Below are 17494 nucleotides of genomic sequence, written 5' to 3' on the forward strand. Positions count from 1 at the left end.
GGACGGCCGTGCAGAACCACAATAATGCAAGCCATGACAACGGCCTTAGCCAGCCTGTCTACCCCTGTCATGGCCTGCCAGAAAACCTCGTATTCATGAGCGACAGCGAATCCACCGCAGCAACCGGCCAGTTGCACCGTTCCCTCAAGGCCCGACATATGTCGATGATCGCCATCGGCGGCTCCATCGGCACCGGCCTTTTTGTCGCCTCCGGCGCAACCATCTCGCAAGCAGGCCCAGGCGGCGCCTTGCTGGCCTACATGATCGTGGGCCTGATGGTCTATTTCCTGATGACCAGTCTGGGCGAGATGGCCGCACACATGCCCGTCTCCGGCTCTTTCGCCACTTATGGCGCCAAGTACGTGGACGAAGGTTTCGGCTTCGCGCTGGGCTGGAACTACTGGTACAACTGGGCCGTGACCATCGCCGTGGACCTGGTTGCGGCCCAGTTGGTGATGGCGTACTGGTTCCCGGGCACCAACGGCGTGCTGTGGAGTGCATTGTTTCTGGCGCTGATGTTCGGCCTGAATGCACTGTCCGCCAGGGGCTTTGGCGAGTCCGAGTTCTGGTTTGCTGCCATCAAGGTCACAACGGTGCTGGTCTTCATCGCCATCGGCGTGCTGATGATCTTCGGTATTTTGCAAGGTGGCGCGCCTGACGGTATCTGGGGCAATATCGCCAACCTGAGCACAGGCGACGCGCCGTTTGCTGGTGGTTTTGCAGCCTTGATCGGCGTGGCCATGGTGGTGGGCTTTTCCTTCCAGGGCACGGAGCTGATCGGCATCGCCGCCGGCGAGTCCGAAGATCCCGCCAAGAACGTGCCCAAGGCCGTGCGCAAGGTGTTCTGGCGCATTTTGCTGTTCTACGTCTTTGCCATCCTCATCATCGGTCTGCTGATTCCCTATACCGATCCCAAGCTGCTGCGCAACGATCTGGGCGATATCGCCGTCAGCCCCTTCACACTGGTGTTCGAGCGTGCCGGCCTGCTGGGCGCCGCCGCCGTGATGAATGCCGTGGTGCTGACCTCCGTGCTGTCGGCCGGCAACTCCGGCATGTATGCATCCACCCGCATGCTGTATGCGCTGGCCAAGCAAGGCATGGCGCCCAAGGTGTTCGCCCAGGTCAACACGCGTGGCGTGCCCGTGCTGGCATTGATCGCCACCACCGTGATTGCCGCCCTGTGCTTTCTGACCAATATCTTCAGCCCCGAAGTGGTCTACATCTGGCTGCTGAATCTGTCCGGCATGTGCGGCTTCGTCGCCTGGCTGGGCATTGCCATCAGCCACTACCGTTTCCGCAAGGGCTGCGAAGTGCAGAACTACGATATGAACCAGCTGCCCTACAAGGCAGCGGCCTTCCCCTTCGGCCCCATCTTCGCCTTTGTGCTGTGCCTGATCATCACCCTGGGCCAGAACTACGAGAATCTGATCAAGGACCAGATCGACTGGGTCGGTGCCATCGCCACCTACATCGGCCTGCCTCTCTTCCTGGCCATCTGGTTTGGCTACAAATGGGTCAAGGGCACCAAGATCGTCAAATACTCGGAAATGGATCTGAACGGCTCGCGTTAATACCTAGTCATTTTTGATCCCGCCCAAGGCAGCGTCGGCAACGGCGCTGCCTTTTTTGCGTCCTGAGCTTGCCTCGAATGCTGTCGATTAGTCCCAACAGACGATTCATGTCATGACAAATATCTGAAGAATGAATGCTCACAGGCAACGGCCTGCAAGGTTTTTTCACTAGGAAAACAAGAGCAATGCAACACAAGACGATGAGCACAGCACTGATGCTGTGCATAGGTTTGCTGAGCGCAGGTGCCGCCTGTGCCAAGGTTCCCGCCGCGGAAGCCGACAAGCTGGGCAAGGAGCTGACCTGCACCGGCGCCATCAAAGCCGGCAATGCCGACGGCAGCATCCCGCCATTCACGGGCAAGATCCTCGGCGTTCCGCCCGGCGTGAAGTTCACCAAGTCTGTGGGACAGTTCCAGCCCGATATCTACGCCAACGAAAAGCCGCTGTTCGAAATCACGGCCGCCAATATGGCGCAATATGGCGACAAGCTCAGTGCCGGCCAGAAGGCACTACTGAGCAAGTTCCCCACCACCATGCGCATTCCCGTCTATCCGGGCCACCGCGACTTCCGTTATGACGACGATATCTGCGCCGTCATCAAGCGCAATGCACTGGAGGCCGAGGTAGTCAACGACGGCAATGGGGTCAAGGGCTTCATGGGCGCGCTGCCCTTCCCCATTCCCAAGACCGGCCTGGAACTGCTCTGGAACAACCTCATGCCCAGCCGCGCCAGCACCGAAGAGGTGGAACGCGACATGGCACTGGTGGGCGCAAGCGGCGATATCGCCTGGGGCCGCACCAGCTATATCCAGCTCAGTCGTTATGACTCCAAGGAAAATCTGGGCAAGCCCAACGAAGGCAAATACGCCTATGTGACCAATTTTTCAATCCTGCCCGAACGCGAAAAAGGCGGCGTGATTCTGTCCATCGAGCCCATGAACTTTGGCACGGACAAGCGCCTGGCCTGGAATTACGATCCTGGCACACGCCGCGTGCGGCAACTGCCCGAGTTCGGCTATGACCAACCCTCCCCCGGCACCAGCGGCAAGGCGACCATCGACTCCGAGCGCCTGTTCAACGGCGGCTCCGAGCGCTACGAGTGGACCATGCACGGCAAGCGCGAGATGTTCATTCCTGCGAACACCTTCCGCATCAACCAGCAGATGAAATACGCCGATCTGCTCAAGCCAGGTCACCCCAACCCGGCCTACACCCGCTATGAACTGCGCCGCGTCTGGGTGCTGGAGGGCAAGCTCAAGCCCGGCTTCCGTCACCTGTACTCCAAGCGTGTGATGTTCATCGACGAAGACACCGGCCACGCCGTCTCGGGCGACTTCTACGACGCACGCGGCCAGTTGTGGCAGCATGGTGAAATCAATTACTACTATGCCTACGACATCAAGAAATGGCATGCGGGCACATCGTTCTACTATGACCTGAATGCCGGCTCCTATGTGAGCATGAATCTGGTCCAGGAGCGCCCCAAGGCACCGATTCTGGGCAAGGACGACCTCAAGCCCAGCCAGTACACTCCCGAGGCGATTCGCAACCTGGGCAATTGATAGACAACAGGTGGCTCAACCACCGCGCGCACCGCACCGCAAGGTGTAAAGAGAGGCCATGAGCCTCTCTTTTTTATGGCCACTCCCGTCCCGAAACTGGCACGCCCCTGCGTATGCGCGGGCAGCGTGCTAGGATGAAACACGGTGCCAGCCTTGAAAACCATAGCAGCTGGCGTCGCCTTTTCTGTCTTCGAGTCGATTTCAACGTGAACATCATTCACAAGCGGCCAACGACCCACCCGGTCGCGTGGCAGGGCGCGGATCTGGCGGGCGCCCCCTCCCGGACTCATCGGCCATCCGCCGACACCCTTGCCGCCATCGACGCCATGCGGGCCCGGTTCGGACAACACCTTGAGTCACTTTGGAACAAGGCGTCCCGCTCGGCCAAGGTCGCAGCCTCGTCCTGTTTTAATCCCTGCACAACAAAGCCCGACTAAGCTTGCAGACGATTTAGTTCGCCGCAATCATGACTTCCATGCAATCCCTGGCCCGATGGCTGCCCTTTCTTAATTGGCCCAAACCGACTTTCGGCCTGCTGCGCGGCGAATTCTGGGCCGGCTTGACCGTGGGCCTGATGTTGCTGCCCCAGGGCGTGGCTTACGCCGCGCTGGCGGGCATGCCGCTGATTACCGGCATCTATGCCTCCATCATTCCTGCTGCGGTGGCCATCCTCTTCAGCCCGTCGCCCCGCCTAGGCGTGGGGCCGACGGCACTGAGCGCCTTGCTGATCGGCGCATCTCTGACCGGCATGGCCGAACCGGGCTCGGCCCAGTGGGTGGTACTCGCTGCATGGATGGCCATTCTGTCGGGCCTCGTTCAATGGAGTCTGGGCGTGGTACGCGCGGGTTGGCTGCTCAATCTGGTCACCTCGCCGGTACTGGCAGGTTTTACCCAGGCTGCTGCGCTGCTGATTCTGGCTTCGCAGTTGCCCACCCTGCTGGGCATGCGCGCCGACTGGTCCACCGTCTGGCATTCGCCGTCCATCTATCTGTTCAGCATCCAATCCATCGCCTACGGCCTGGTCAGCATGGGCTTGCTGATGCTGGCCAAGAAATGGCGCCCTGCTTTTCCCTCGGCCATTTTCATCATCGGTCTGAGCGGGTTCATCAGCTGGCTCACGGGCTTCGCCGATGGGGGCGGAGCCGTGATCGGCCACCTGCCTGCGGGGCTGCCCAGCTTCCAATGGCCCGGCATGCTGGACTGGGAGCAGTTCGGCGCCCTGGTCATGCCTGTGCTGGTCATCTCCCTGGTCAGCTTTCTGGAAACCGCGTCCAGCGCCCAGGTCGAGCATCAGCAGGCCGGCACGCGCTGGAACGAAAACCAGGATTTGATCGCCCAGGGCCTGTCCAAGATCAGCGCCGGCCTCTTCGGCAGCTTTGCCACCAGCGCATCTTTCTCACGCTCTGCCGTCAATCTGCTCGCAGGCGCCAGGACCGGCTATGCCAACGTCTTTTCCATTTTGCTGGTGGTTGTGGTCGTGCTCTGGTTCATTCCCTGGCTCTACCATGTGCCGCAAGCAACGCTAGCTGCCATCGTAATCACCGCTGTACTCAACCTGGTCAAGCCCAGCGCGATTCTCAAGCTTTTCAGGATCTCCAAGGTCGAAGCCAGCATCAGCGTCGCCACGCTGGTGCTGACCATCGTCACCGCCCCACGCATGTACTGGGGTGTGTTCGCGGGCATCATGCTCAGCCAGGCTTACTACCTCTATCACCACCTGCACCCACGCATCATCGAGGTCGGCGAGCATCCCGACGGCAGCCTGCGCAGCCGCCTGCTTTGGCAATTGCCCCCTCTGGCACCTGAAGTCGTGGCTCTGCGCATGGATGCAGACCTGGACTTCGCCACGGCCACGGCACTTGAGCGCTACGCGGCCGATGCCCTGCAGCAAACGCCCCAGGCCAAAGACCTGGCACTGCTGATGCAGTCCATCAACAGCATAGACATCACCGGAGTCGAAACATTTGCCCGACTGGAACGCCTGGTCGCATTGCGCGGCGGTCTGCTGCACGTGGTCGGATTGAAGTTGCCGGCCGAGCAAAGGCTGGAACGCGCCGGACTGCTGCACAAGGAAGGCAGCCCCATCAGGCTCTATCGCACCGATGCCGACTTTCTGCGAACGCTTGGCAATTTCCCCACAGAACTGACTAGGATCAACGCTGACGAAAAGCCTACATCCACAAAAAGTTAGGGGGCGCTGCTACACTGACGGTCATCATTGATAGTTTGTCGTGACTTCATCCGCCCCCCACCAATCCGTGTTTTTGCGCGATCTGCGCCTTGCCACCGCACACAATCTGGTGACTCGCGCGGGCGGTAGCGATAACCGTCTGCCCACCGACACTCCCACCCATTACCTGCAAGCACTGATTGATGGCTTGTGCGCACTGTCCTTGCGCGACCCCCTCACGGGGCTGGCCAACCGGCGCCATTTCCGCTCCGTGATCGAGCGCGAGATCGACCGCGTGGCCCGCTCCGGAGAAACCGCACTGCTGCTGATGCTGGACATCGACCATTTCAAGCAGATCAACGACGAACACGGTCATATTGCTGGCGATATGGTGTTGCAATCCGTGGCACAGACCCTGTCGGAAATCATTCGCCCCATGGACACCCTGGCGCGCTTCGGAGGCGAAGAATTTGCCATCGTGCTTCCGGTGTGCCCTGCGCATCAGGGCCGTGCGGTCGCCGAGCGTCTGCGCCAGGCCATCGAGAGCAACTCCATCGCTGTGTCCTCCGGCCAGTCGCTGAAGGTCACTGTGAGTATTGGCGGGGTCTACGCCCAGCAATGGATCCGCAGCACAGCGCAACTGTGGACCGAGCGCGCCGATCGCCAGCTCTATCTGGCCAAATCGGCGGGACGCAACTGCGTCTGCGTGGAGGATCCGCCCGACAGTACGGTGAGTGCCGAGGAAAAAAGCCTGCTTTTCAGCCCTTTGACTGCCTCTTCGTTAGAGGAAAATGTCTCTGACAATACAGCACCAGACGTAAACACCGACGCCGCAAGCCAGGTCATAACGCCTTGAGACGATGGACACCTTGGCCCCTCACCCTACTTTGCCCGCTCATATATCCATGGAAGATGCCCTGCGGGCGCCTGGCCGCAACAAGCAGGCCCACATCATTGCCGTCACCAGCGGCAAAGGCGGTGTCGGCAAGACTTTCGTCTCGGCCAATCTGGCTGCTGCGCTGACGCGTCATGGCTTCAACGTGCTGGTATTGGACGCGGACCTGGGCCTGGCCAATCTGGATGTAGTGCTCAACCTCTACCCCAAGGTCACGCTGCACGATGTGTTCACGGGTCGCTCCACGCTGGAAGATGCCATTCTGACCACGCCGGGCGGTTATTCCGTGCTGCTGGCAGGCTCGGGCATGATCGAGTACTCGCGCCTCACCCCCGAGATTCGTTCCCAGTTCATGCGCACGGTGGAGCTGCTGCGCCCGCGCTATGACATCATCCTGCTCGACACCGGTGCCGGCATCTCGGATGTGGTGCTGTTCTCCGTCTCTCTGGCAACCGAAGTGCTGGTCGTGGCCACGCCCGAGCCCACTTCGCTGACCGATGCCTACGCCGCCATCAAGGTGCTGGCCCTGCAGCAAAAGCGCCAGCAAATCCGTCTGGTCATCAACCAGGCACAACGCCCCGGCGATGGCCGCGCCATCACGGGCCAGTTGCAGCAGGTGCTCAACCGCTTCGTGACCACCGAGTCCGGCCAGCCGCTGCAGCTGACCCACTGGGGCGATATTCCGGTCGACTCCGCCGTGCGCGAGGCCGTGATGCGTCGCCAGTTGCTGCTGCAGGCCATGCCCGGAGCACCCGCATCCCTCGCAGTGGCACAGCTGTCCAATAAAATCAAGGCAGAGCTGACGGCCCCGGTCTGAGCTGCATCACTGTCGATGCAGCGCCCGCGCGGCCGCCCCCGGATATCGACGTGGCCGACATACTCAACATCTCCTGCTACAAATTCACGCCCCTGCCCGACGCCGACCAGCTGCGCCAGACGCTGCTGGAGCGTGCACATGACCTGAGCCTCAAGGGCACGGTGCTGCTGGCCGAAGAAGGCATCAACTTTTTCCTGGCCGGCCCTGCCGAAGCCGTTCGCAGTTTTGTGGACCAGCTGAAACAAGACCCGCGATTTGCCGATCTGGCTCCCAAGGAAAGCTGGTCCGAGACCGTACCCTTTCGCAAAATGCTGATCAAGGTCAAGAACGAGATCATCCGCATGGATCATCCCGCCATTCGACCCGCCCATGGCCGTGCGCCATCGGTCAGCCCGGCCACGCTGCGCCGCTGGCTGGAGCAAGGCCATGACGACGAGGGCCGTGAGGTGGTGACGCTGGACACGCGCAACGACTACGAAGTGGACGAAGGCGCGTTTGCCGGAACGATCGACTGGCGCCTGGGCAAGTTCACCGAATTCCCGCCCGCACTGCGCCAGCACAAGGACGAATTCGCCGGCAAGACCGTCGTCAGCTATTGCACTGGCGGCATCCGCTGCGAAAAGGCCGCCATCCTCATGCAGGACGAAGGTATCGAAAACGTCTACCAGCTCGAAGGCGGCATCCTCAAATATTTCGAGGAGACCGACGGCAAGTTCTACGACGGAGGCTGCTTCGTCTTTGACGGCCGCGACTCGCTGGGCACCGACCTGTCACGCACCGAGCTGGTTCACCCCCGCCCCATCAAAAAGCATCTGATGGAACAAGACGCAGAGTAAGAAGCGCCAAGGTGGCGCTCAGCGCTACTATCAAAAACTAAGCGGCTAGCGCTGGCTCTGAATAAGTTTCAGAAATATTTAGCCCTGAAACTTCTATAAAACCAGCGCTAGCCGCTTTTAATTGGATAGCACCCAACTTAGCTGAACGCTTATCTGGCCCAGCGCGCTGCGGCCTTGGCCACGCGCTCGCCAAACTGGCGTGCGGTTTCCAGATCACCGCCGGCCATCTCGCCGGCCGATGAGTCAGAGGGCGACTGCGCCATGGCACCGCAGAAGCTGCCCATCCAGTTCACATCGTTGCGCTGGGCGGCCTTGGTGTTCGAAGGCAGCAGGCCCAGTCCCACCCACACGCCGCCATGCTGCATGGCCAGGTGGTAGAAATAATCGAGCGTGACCTGCTTGTCGCCCTGCACACTCGCGCTGTTGGTAAAGCCGGCAAACAGCTTGTCCTTCCAGGCCTGGGCAAACCAGGCCTTGGACGAGGCATCGGCAAATTTCTTGAATTGCCAGCTCGGAGCGGCCATATAGGTCGGCGCGCCGAAGACGATGGCATCGGCCGCGGCCAGCTGCTCCCAGCCGCCCTCGGGCAGATTGCCATCGGCGTCGATGGCCAGCAGTTGTGCGCCCGCGCCCTGGGCCACGGATTGCGCCATGCGCTGGGTATGGCCGTAGCCGGAGTGGTAGACCACAACGATATTGCTCATGATTTCTTCTTTCCTGCTTGCGTCGGCGCGGCCATCCGCCGCACCATCCTGTATCTGTGCCAAATAAAGGCCCGCCGGATTGACACCCGGCGGGCCTTGTCTTCCGAAAGCGCGCTAGCTTATCAAAGCTATGACCGCTTGCGCACTTTCAGCTTGTGCTGCCTCATGCTTCAGCCTTTGCGGGCGTCCATGCTCCAGGCGCCTGCTCCATGAGCCGCATAACCAAGCAGGCCCCCGACCACGGCGATGTTCTTCCAGAACAGCAACTGCTGCATCATGGCGGCCTCTGCAGGCACGCCCCAGAAGTTATGGAAGAAGAAGCTGGCGATCAGCGTGAAGAATCCCAGGATCAAGGCCGCGCAGCGCGTGTGCCAGCCCAGCAATATGGCCAGACCGCCCACGATCTCGATCACCAGGCCCACCGCCACCGCCACCTGGGGCATGGGCATGCCCGCCGATGCTGCATAACCCACGGTGCCCGCAAAGCCGCTGATTTTCTGAATGCCTGCTGGCAGAAACAGCAGGGCAATCAGCACACGGCCTGCCAAGTCCAGAGGATTTCGCAATTGATTCAACATTTCAACTCCAGTCATTGCGACCCAGGGCCGCGTTGGTTCATATCAGCACAAGCCTTGAAATCGTCAGACTCAAGGTTCCAGGTCAAACACCAGAACTTCCGCAGCCCGGCCATTGGCAAGGCGCAGGCGCTCCTCATTTTCAATAAGTGCAGCGTCACCGCTTGTCAGCTTTTGTCCATTCACGTCCAGCTCGCCACGCACCAGGTGCACATAGGTCTTGCGACCGGCCGGCAGGGCCACATCGGCAGCCTCCTCTGCATCGAACAGACCGGCATACAAGCGTGCATCGGCATTCATGGGAACCGAGCCCTCGGCACCATCGGGTGAAGCCACCAGACACAGACGTCCACGCTTTTGCGCCTCGCTGAATGTCTTCTGGGCATAACCTGGCTCGATACCTGTGCATGCGGGCAGCAGCCAGATCTGCAGAAAGTGCGTGGTCTGCTCCTTGGCGTAGTTCTGCTCGCTGTGCACCACCCCCGAGCCCGCGCTCATGCGCTGCACCTCTCCAGGCAGGATGGGGGTCTCATTGCCCATGCTGTCCTTGTGCGAGAGCGCACCTTCGAGCACATAGCTGATGATTTCCATATCACGGTGGCCGTGCGAGCCAAAGCCCGTTCCGGGGGCAATCCGATCTTCGTTGATCACGCGCAGATTGCCGAACCCCATATGGCGCGGGTCGTAGTAACCGGCAAACGAAAAGCTGTGATAGGACTTGAGCCAGCCGTGGTCGGCGTAGCCGCGTTCCTGGGATTTGCGCAGAGTCATCATGGTGTGCTTCCTTTCGTTCAAGTGACTGTCTCTATGGGCTCTACTGTAGAAGTCGCCTGCCAGGCTGTGGCTGAACGGCGTTGATGGCATCATTCAAACTGTTTGAATCATCAATCTCACCATGCCCAGCTCCCGCGATGTGCTCACCCCCGACAGCCTGGCCATGCTGCAGGCCATTGCCGAAACCGGCAGCTTTGCCGCCGCAGCGCGCTCCCTGGGCCTGGTGCCAAGTGCACTGACCTACCGCGTGCGCCAGATCGAAGATGCGCTCGATGTGCTGCTGTTTGACCGCAGCTCGCGCCATGCCCAGGCTACGGAGGCCGGCCAGGCCTTGCTGCGCGAAGGCGCCCGCCTGCTGCAGGAGATCGACGCCGTGGCGCACCGCGTCAAGCGTGTGGCCACGGGCTGGGAGCCGCAGCTGACCATCGTCATCGACGGGGCCGTGGCCCGCACGCCCATCTTCGAGCTGGTCGAAGCCTTCTATGCGCTGACTCCGCCCACCACGCTTAAGCTGCGTGACGGCATTCTCAACGGCACACTGGAAGTGCTGACCAGCGGCCATGCCGATCTGGCCATTGGCGTGGCGGTCAACACCAGCAATGTCTCCGAGCTGCAGACGCGCGAGATCGGGGAGATAGATTTCGTCTTCGCCGTCGCGCCGCACCACCCCCTGGCCAGACTCGATGAGCCGCTGTCCGACGAATTGCTGCTGCAGCATCGCATGGTGGCCGTGGCCGACTCGGGCGTGCGCAGCAACACCAGCTTTGGCCTGGTCAACGGCCAGGACGTGCTTACCGTGGACAGCATGCAGGCCAAGCTGGAGGCCCAGATACGCGGCATTGGCGCCGGCTTTCTGCCACGCGGCATGGTTCAGGCCTATCTCGATGCAGGCCTGCTGGTCACAAGACAGGTGCAGCGCGCCAGTCGCAATCTGCGCCTGCACTATGCATGGCCCGGCCCCGCCCACCGCACGCCAGGACGCGCCCTTCAGTGGTGGCTGACGCAACTGGAAAGCCCCGCTACGCGCAAGGCGCTTATGGAAAACCATCACCGTCAATAAGCTGCTGCGCATCGCAGCCATCACGCGGGAGGTGTAGAGTGAGTTGCGCTGCAACAATTCAGCACAAGCAGCACTTGCTATCTTTTGGATAGCTGCTACGCTAGAACTCAAACGGTGTCGAAAAGGCTTTTTCATGAATGCTTCCCGCACTCGCGCGTCCGCAACTGCCTCCGCTTCTTCCCCTTCCCCGCATACCGGCGCCAAGCGCATTGCCGTCATCGGCGCGGGCATTGCAGGTCTGGCCTGTGCCCGCACGCTGCTGCAGGCCGGGCACGACGTCCATGTCTATGAGAGCCTGACCCAGGCCGGCGGACGCATGCGCTCGGTCAGCGGCCCCTACGGCAGCTTTGACATCGGCGCCCAGTTCTTCACCGTACGCGACCCGCGCTTTCAGCAAGTGCTGGATACCACGCCCGGCAATCTGCGCGCCTGGAGCCTGAACAGCGTGCAGACCCGCAACGCCCAGGGCCGCAGAGTCGACAAGCACACGCCGGTGCGCGAGACCCACTGGGTCGGCATGCCCGATATGCAGTCCCTGCCACTGGCCTGGGCTGCGCCGCTATGGGATGCAGGACGCCTGCATCTGGGCCAGTCCCTGCGCGCCATGAGCCACCACATTGCCAGCGGCAGCCACCACAGCCGCCACCAATGGTCCCTGATGCTGGATACCGAAGACCACGGCCCGCAGATTGCTGCCGACTTCGACGCCGTGGTGCTGGCAGTGCCGGCGCCCGTGGCCGCGCAGCTGCTGCAGACCGCGCCGCAGGGTGCGGCCCTGGCCAGGACCCTGGCCCCTGTGGAAATGGCCCCCTGCTGGGCCATGACGCTGTCCTACCCCATGGCCGCGCAGGCCGGACTGACCACACTGGGCCCGCAGTGGAATGCCGCACGCAGCACGCATGAGCGCGTTGCCTGGGTGGCCCGCGAGTCTTCCAAACCCGGTCGCGCCCAGACCGAGCGCTGGACGATTCATGCCAACCCGCTGTGGTCCAACGAGCACCGCCACGACGACGCCACGCGCGTGCTTGCCAAGCTGCAAAAGGCCTTCGGCGAGATCACGGGCATCCGCGTTGCACCGCGCCATGCCAGCGTCTACCTCTGGCAGCATGCCCAGACGCTGGCGCCCCTGGGCAGGCCGTTCAGCCACGACCCCTCGGTCGGCCTGAGCCTGTGCGGGGACTGGTGCCTAGGCATGCGGGTGGAAGACGCTTTTGTCTCGGGTCTGGAAATGGGGCTGGCCCTGGCCTGAGCCAACTGCGCGCAGTCAAGGGGCGTAAGATGGCGTCCCTCATGACTGCGGCCCTCTCCCGTCCCTCCTCCAGCGGTCCCTGTACGGGGCCGTATATCGGGCGCTTTGCGCCCTCTCCCACCGGGCCGCTGCATGCCGGCTCTCTGGTCGCAGCGCTGGCCAGCTGGCTGGATGCACGCGCCCACCGCGGACGCTGGCTGATTCGCATCGAAGACATCGATCCACCACGCTGCCAGGCAGGCGCCGACCAGGAAATCCTGCGCCAGCTGGCCGCCTGCGGCCTGCACTCCGATGCCCCCGTGGTCTGGCAGTCGCAACGCCATGCACTCTATGAAAAAGCCCTGCAACAGCTGCAGGCGCAAAAAATGGCCTACCCCTGCGGCTGCACGCGCAAGGATATCGAAGCCGCCTGGCAGGCACAGGGACTGGCTCACGAGCGCCATGTGGAGCGACCCTACCCCGGAACCTGCCGTCATGGCCTGCAAGGCAAGCCGGCCAGAGCCTGGCGCTTTGCGCTGGAGCAGCAGGTGCATGAATTACAAGAAAATCAGCCCCAAACACCCTACCAACAAGCGCAAGCAGCTACGCAAAGCAAAGCAATCGGGCACTCTTTCCTGGAAAGCAAGCGCCCCGTGCTGCACTGGCAGGACCGGCGTCTGGGCGCGCAGCAGCAAGACCTGCTCGCCAGCGTCGGCGACTTTGTGCTGCGCCGAGCGGACGGGCTCTGGGCCTACCAGCTGGCCGTGGTCGTCGACGATGCCGAGCAAGCCATCACCGATGTGGTGCGCGGCGAAGACCTGGCAGACAACACCCCGCGCCAGCTAATGCTGCAGTGCGCCCTGGGCCTGCCCCAGCCGCGCTATCTGCACACGCCGCTGGTCTGTATGGAAAACGGAGAAAAGCTCTCCAAACAGCATGGCGCACCGGCCGTGGATGTCAGCCAGCCGCTGACCGTGCTTTCTGGCGCGGCGCAGCAGCTCGGCCTGCCACAAGCGCCCGCAGTCGCATCCTGCAGCAGCGAAAGCCCCGCAAGCGCCTTGCCTTTGGCGCTGGACTTCTGGGTCCGGTGCTGGCGCCAAACCTACAATATCGCCCCGTGACTTCTTCAAATCCAACACCTACCACCGATATGGCCGAAAACGTGCCAGCCGCTGACGCATCCGCAGCATCCCAAGGCCAGGCGCCCGAAGGCGTGGCCTATCCCAAGACCATCAAAAGCTATGTACGCCGCGCCGGCCGTACCACCACGGGCCAGGCCAAGGCTTTTGAAGAACTGGGTCCGCGCTTTCTGCTGCAATACCAGAAGGCTCCTCTGGACGCCACAGCCGCCTATGGCCGCGGCGGCAAGCTGATTCTGGAGATCGGCTTCGGCATGGGTGAAGCCACCGCCCATATCGCCCGCGTGCGCCCCGACGATAATTTCCTGTGCTGCGAAGTGCACGAGCCCGGCGTGGGCGCGCTGCTCAAGCGCATTGGCGAGCAGGAGATCGAGAACATCCGCATCCTGCAGCACGATGCCGTGGAAGTCATCGACAACATGCTGCCCGAAGCCTCGATCGACGGCGTGCACATCTTCTTCCCCGATCCCTGGCACAAGAAAAAGCACAACAAGCGCCGCCTGATCCAGAGCCCGCTGATCGCCAAGCTGGCCGCTCGCATCAAGCCCGGTGGCTACATCCACTGCGCCACCGACTGGGAGCCCTATGCAGTGCAGATTCTGGAAGTGCTGAACGCAGAACCCATGCTGCAGAACACGGCCGAGAACTACGCCGAAAAGCCCGACTACCGCCCCCTGACCAAATTCGAAAACCGCGGCATTCGCCTCGGTCATGGCGTCTGGGATCTGGTGTTCAGGAAGAAGTAACCCCCTGATGCGCTTTGCGCCCTCCCCTAGCCGGGCGCCCCCTTTCTCTACGCGCTTCGCGCTAAGGAAAGGGGGACGACACCCTCGGTGCGGGGCGGCGCGGCCGGCCCAGGCCCTTCCTCGGTGTCTCCGACTTGGGTTATGCCAGTTTCCAAGGGTTCGCTCCAACAATAAAAAACGCTCCTCATCGAGGAGCGTTTTGTTTTTGGGCAAGGCAGCCCAGCTGCCTTTTCCGATACGCTTACAGGCGCTCGGCCACCCAGGCCTGCACGCTGGCCAGCGCTGCGGGCACGGCTGCGGCGTCGGTGCCACCGGCCATAGCCATATCGGGCTTGCCACCGCCCTTGCCGCCCACTTGCTGGGCCACAAAGTTCACCAGCTCGCCAGCCTTGACCTTGGCAGTTTCAGCCTTGGTCACGCCTGCAGCCAATTGCACCTTGTCGCCATCCACGGCAACCAGCACGATCACGGCTGCGCCCAGCTTGTCCTTGAGCTTGTCCATGGTGTCGCGCAAGGTCTTGGCATCGGCGCCTTCGAGCTTGGCGGCCAGCACCTTGACACCATTGACGTCGGCTGCCTGCGTGGCCAGTTCATCACCCTGGCTGGAAGCCAGCTTGCCCTTGAGCGCAGCGATTTCCTTTTCCAGTGCCTTGATCTGATCCAGTGCACCGCCGATGCGGTTGGTCAGCTCGGCCACAGGGGCCTTGAAAGCGGCTGCAGCCTGGTCCACAGTGGACTCCAGCGACTGCAGATAGGCCAGCGCGTTTTCGCCGGTAATGCCTTCGATACGGCGCACGCCAGCGGCCACACCGGATTCGCCCACCACCTTGAACAGGCCGATGTCGCCGGTACGGCTGACATGAGTGCCGCCACAGAGTTCGCGGCTGGAGCCGATGTCCAGCACGCGCACGGTTTCGCCGTACTTCTCGCCGAACAGCATCATCGCGCCGGTCTTCTGGGCCGACTCGATATCCATCACGCGCGCATCGGTAGCGGTGTTGGCCAGCACCTCGGCATTGACGCGGGCTTCGATCTCGCGGATCTGCTCGGCCGTCACCGGGGCGTTGTGCGCAAAGTCGAAGCGGGTACGCTCGGCATTGACTAGCGAGCCCTTTTGCTGCACATGGCCGCCCAGCACTTCGCGCAAGGCCTTGTGCATGATGTGTGTGACCGAGTGGTTGCGCATGGTCGCAGCGCGCACGGCGGTATCCACCTGTGCTTCAACGGCATCGCCCACCTTCAGGCTGCCGGATTCCAGCTGGCCGTGGTGACCGAATACATCGGCCTTGATCTTGAGCGTATCTTCCACGGCAAAGCGGTTTCCGCCTGCGGCAATCACGCCCTGGTCGCCGACCTGGCCGCCGGATTCGGCGTAGAAGGGGGTTGTGTCCAGCACCACGACACCGTTTTGGCCGGCCTGGAGTTCATTCACGCTCACGCCATCGGCGTACAGCGCGACGATCTTGGCAGCCTCGGCCAGCTTGTCGTAGCCGGTGAACACATTGGCGTCCCCCGTGTATTCCAGCGCGCGGTCCATCTTGAACTTGCCGGCTGCGCGGGCCGTTTCCTTCTGGTGCTGCATGGCGGCGTTGAAGCCTGCCTCGTCCACCGTCACGCCACGCTCGCGCGCCACGTCGTTGGACAGGTCCAGCGGGAAGCCGTAGGTGTCATGCAGCTTGAAGGCCACATCGCCGGGCAGCACCTTGACGTCACCGGCCAGTGCGCTGTCCAGGATTTCCATGCCGTTGGCCAGGGTCTCGAAGAAACGCTCTTCCTCGGCCTTGAGCACGCTGGTGATATGCGCTTCCTGCTCCTTGAGCTTGGGATAGGCATCGCCCATCTGGACAACCAGGTCGGCCACCAGCTTGTGGAAGAAGGGAGTCTTCTGACCCAGCTTGTAGCCGTGACGGATGGCTCGACGGATGATGCGGCGCTGCACATAGCCGCGACCTTCGTTGGAAGGAATCACACCGTCGGACACCAGGAAGGAGGTCGCGCGGATATGGTCGGCAATCACCTTCAGGGAAGGAGTGCTCAGATCTTCTGTGTGGGTTTCGCGGCCGGCAGCCTTGATCAATGCCTGGAACAGGTCGATCTCGTAGTTGCTGTGCACATGCTGCAGGATGGCAGCCAGACGCTCCAGGCCCATGCCGGTGTCCACGCAGGGCGCAGGCAGCTTCACCACGGAGCCGTCTTCCTTCATGTCGAACTGCATGAACACATGGTTCCAGATCTCGATGAAGCGGTCGCCGTCTTCGTCAGGCGAGCCGGGAGGGCCGCCGGCAATGTGCTCGCCGTGGTCGTAGAAGATTTCCGAGCAGGGGCCGCAGGGGCCAGTGTCGGCCATCATCCAGAAGTTGTCGCTCTTGTACTTGCCGCCCTTGTTGTCGCCGATGCGAATGATGCGCTCGGCAGGCAGGCCGATGACGTTCTTCCAGATGTCATAGGCTTCGTCGTCTTCGTGATAGACCGTGGCCAGCAGCTTCTCGGCGGGCAGGCCGAAAACCTTGGTCAGCAGCTCCCAGCCCCACTCGATGGACTCCTTCTTGAAGTAGTCGCCGAAGGACCAGTTGCCCAGCATTTCGAAGAACGTGTGGTGGCGCGCGGTGTAGCCCACGTTTTCCAGGTCGTTGTGCTTGCCGCCGGCGCGCAGGCAGGCCTGCACCGAAGTTGCGCGATTGTAGGGACGCTTGTCCGTGCCGAGGAACACATCCTTGAACTGCACCATGCCGGAGTTGGTGAACATCAGCGTCGGATCGTTGCCGGGAACCAGCGAGCTGGACGCGACAACCGTGTGGCCCTTGGAAGCGTAGAAATCCAGGAACGTCTTGCGGATGTCCGCAACGGAAAAAGTGGGTGTACTCATGGTGTTTGGTATGAAGACGCCTGCATGACGCCTGCGATCAGTACGGCCCGGCGCTGCTTTTTCAGGAGCTGCGCAGACAGGCAAATCAGCCGAACATTATAGGTTTGCAGCTACATACCCGCGCGGCCTTGTGCCGATAACAGCGATCATGAATTTTCATGCGTTGCATTAATGTCTTCATCATCGGCTTGCGGATAATCGGCAACCACTATGAGCGACACACCCCAAACCGAGACCTCCAAGCCCGCTGCCCCTGCCAAAAACCGCCTGGTGGTCTGGCTCATCGCCCTGCCCGTGATCATCTTTGGCGCGCTCATGCTCGTCGGCCAGTTCATGGACGATCCACTCAGCAAGCAGCGCTGGACGGAAGCTGAAACCATCAAGATCTGCTGGAAGCAGACGGCCAAGCCCGAGACCGAGCGCAAGACCCAGGAGTTCAGGTCCCCCGAAGACTGCGAGCGCCTCGAGTTCGACTTCAAGACCCGCTACGGCGAAAACCCCTGAAGCAGCTGCGACGGGCAAGCCCGGGCCCCCTGGCACGCGTCCTGCGT

Annotated in this window: 15 protein-coding genes; 11 read left to right on the forward strand and 4 right to left on the reverse strand. The window is 61.9% G+C overall.

What is annotated here, in order from left to right; genetic code table 11:
* The first annotated feature begins 95 nt into the window (after nt 1-95).
* The 6 genes from CTR2_RS14415 to CTR2_RS14440 all read left to right on the forward strand — a co-directional run bounded on the left by CTR2_RS14415 (nt 96) and on the right by CTR2_RS14440 (nt 7851).
* Nucleotides 96-1571: an amino acid permease gene (locus CTR2_RS14415; RefSeq protein WP_087083215.1), complete on the forward strand. Its 1476-nt coding sequence runs from the start codon at nt 96-98 to the stop codon at nt 1569-1571.
* Nucleotides 1572-1756: 185 nt separating this feature from the next.
* A complete protein-coding gene (locus tag CTR2_RS14420; protein ID WP_087083214.1) occupies nt 1757-3133 on the forward strand; it encodes a DUF1329 domain-containing protein in 1377 nt (458 codons plus the stop codon).
* A gap of 475 nt (nt 3134-3608) precedes the next feature.
* Nucleotides 3609-5324: a SulP family inorganic anion transporter gene (locus tag CTR2_RS14425; RefSeq protein ID WP_087084584.1), complete on the forward strand. Its 1716-nt coding sequence runs from the start codon at nt 3609-3611 to the stop codon at nt 5322-5324.
* Between the two features lie 40 nt (nt 5325-5364).
* A complete protein-coding gene (locus CTR2_RS14430; protein ID WP_087083213.1) occupies nt 5365-6159 on the forward strand; it encodes a GGDEF domain-containing protein in 795 nt (264 codons plus the stop codon).
* A gap of 4 nt (nt 6160-6163) precedes the next feature.
* On the forward strand, nt 6164-7015 hold the full coding sequence (locus tag CTR2_RS14435) for a MinD/ParA family protein (RefSeq protein ID WP_042438298.1): 852 nt from the start codon (nt 6164-6166) through the stop codon (nt 7013-7015).
* Nucleotides 7016-7065: 50 nt separating this feature from the next.
* Nucleotides 7066-7851, forward strand: a complete 786-nt coding sequence (locus tag CTR2_RS14440) for a sulfurtransferase (RefSeq protein WP_087083212.1) — start codon at nt 7066-7068, stop codon at nt 7849-7851.
* 149 nt (nt 7852-8000) lie between these two features.
* On the opposite strand, the gene CTR2_RS14445 is transcribed toward CTR2_RS14440, so the two are convergent.
* From CTR2_RS14445 to CTR2_RS14455, 3 genes are all read right to left on the reverse strand, one after another.
* Complete coding sequence (locus CTR2_RS14445; protein WP_034355547.1) at nt 8001-8555, reverse strand: flavodoxin family protein; 555 nt, start codon at nt 8553-8555, stop codon at nt 8001-8003.
* A gap of 170 nt (nt 8556-8725) precedes the next feature.
* Nucleotides 8726-9133, reverse strand: coding sequence for a DoxX family protein (locus CTR2_RS14450; RefSeq protein WP_087083211.1), 408 nt, complete (start codon nt 9131-9133; stop codon nt 8726-8728).
* 69 nt (nt 9134-9202) lie between these two features.
* Nucleotides 9203-9904, reverse strand: coding sequence for a pirin family protein (locus CTR2_RS14455; protein WP_087083210.1), 702 nt, complete (start codon nt 9902-9904; stop codon nt 9203-9205).
* A 121-nt stretch (nt 9905-10025) separates the two neighbouring features.
* Between CTR2_RS14455 and CTR2_RS14460 the strand changes: the two genes are divergently transcribed.
* From CTR2_RS14460 to trmB, 4 genes are all read left to right on the forward strand, one after another.
* Nucleotides 10026-10964, forward strand: coding sequence for a LysR family transcriptional regulator (locus tag CTR2_RS14460; RefSeq protein ID WP_087083209.1), 939 nt, complete (start codon nt 10026-10028; stop codon nt 10962-10964).
* A 133-nt stretch (nt 10965-11097) separates the two neighbouring features.
* Nucleotides 11098-12213 (forward strand): NAD(P)/FAD-dependent oxidoreductase, encoded by a 1116-nt coding sequence (locus tag CTR2_RS14465; protein ID WP_087083208.1) that lies wholly within the window; start codon nt 11098-11100, stop codon nt 12211-12213.
* A 41-nt stretch (nt 12214-12254) separates the two neighbouring features.
* Nucleotides 12255-13313: a tRNA glutamyl-Q(34) synthetase GluQRS gene (gene gluQRS / locus CTR2_RS14470; protein ID WP_087083207.1), complete on the forward strand. Its 1059-nt coding sequence runs from the start codon at nt 12255-12257 to the stop codon at nt 13311-13313.
* Nucleotides 13314-13342: 29 nt separating this feature from the next.
* Nucleotides 13343-14077, forward strand: a complete 735-nt coding sequence (trmB, locus tag CTR2_RS14475) for a tRNA (guanosine(46)-N7)-methyltransferase TrmB (RefSeq protein ID WP_087083206.1) — start codon at nt 13343-13345, stop codon at nt 14075-14077.
* 241 nt (nt 14078-14318) lie between these two features.
* On the opposite strand, the gene alaS is transcribed toward trmB, so the two are convergent.
* Nucleotides 14319-16943, reverse strand: coding sequence for an alanine--tRNA ligase (gene alaS / locus CTR2_RS14480; protein WP_087083204.1), 2625 nt, complete (start codon nt 16941-16943; stop codon nt 14319-14321).
* A gap of 210 nt (nt 16944-17153) precedes the next feature.
* On the opposite strand from alaS, the gene CTR2_RS14485 reads away from it, so the two are divergent.
* Entirely contained in the window at nt 17154-17447 is a 294-nt protein-coding gene (locus CTR2_RS14485; protein ID WP_087083202.1) for a hypothetical protein, read from the forward strand.
* Nucleotides 17448-17494: the final 47 nt, after the last annotated feature.

Source organism: Comamonas thiooxydans (assembly GCF_002157685.2).
Taxonomy (GTDB): Bacteria; Pseudomonadota; Gammaproteobacteria; order Burkholderiales; family Burkholderiaceae_C; genus Comamonas; species Comamonas testosteroni_H.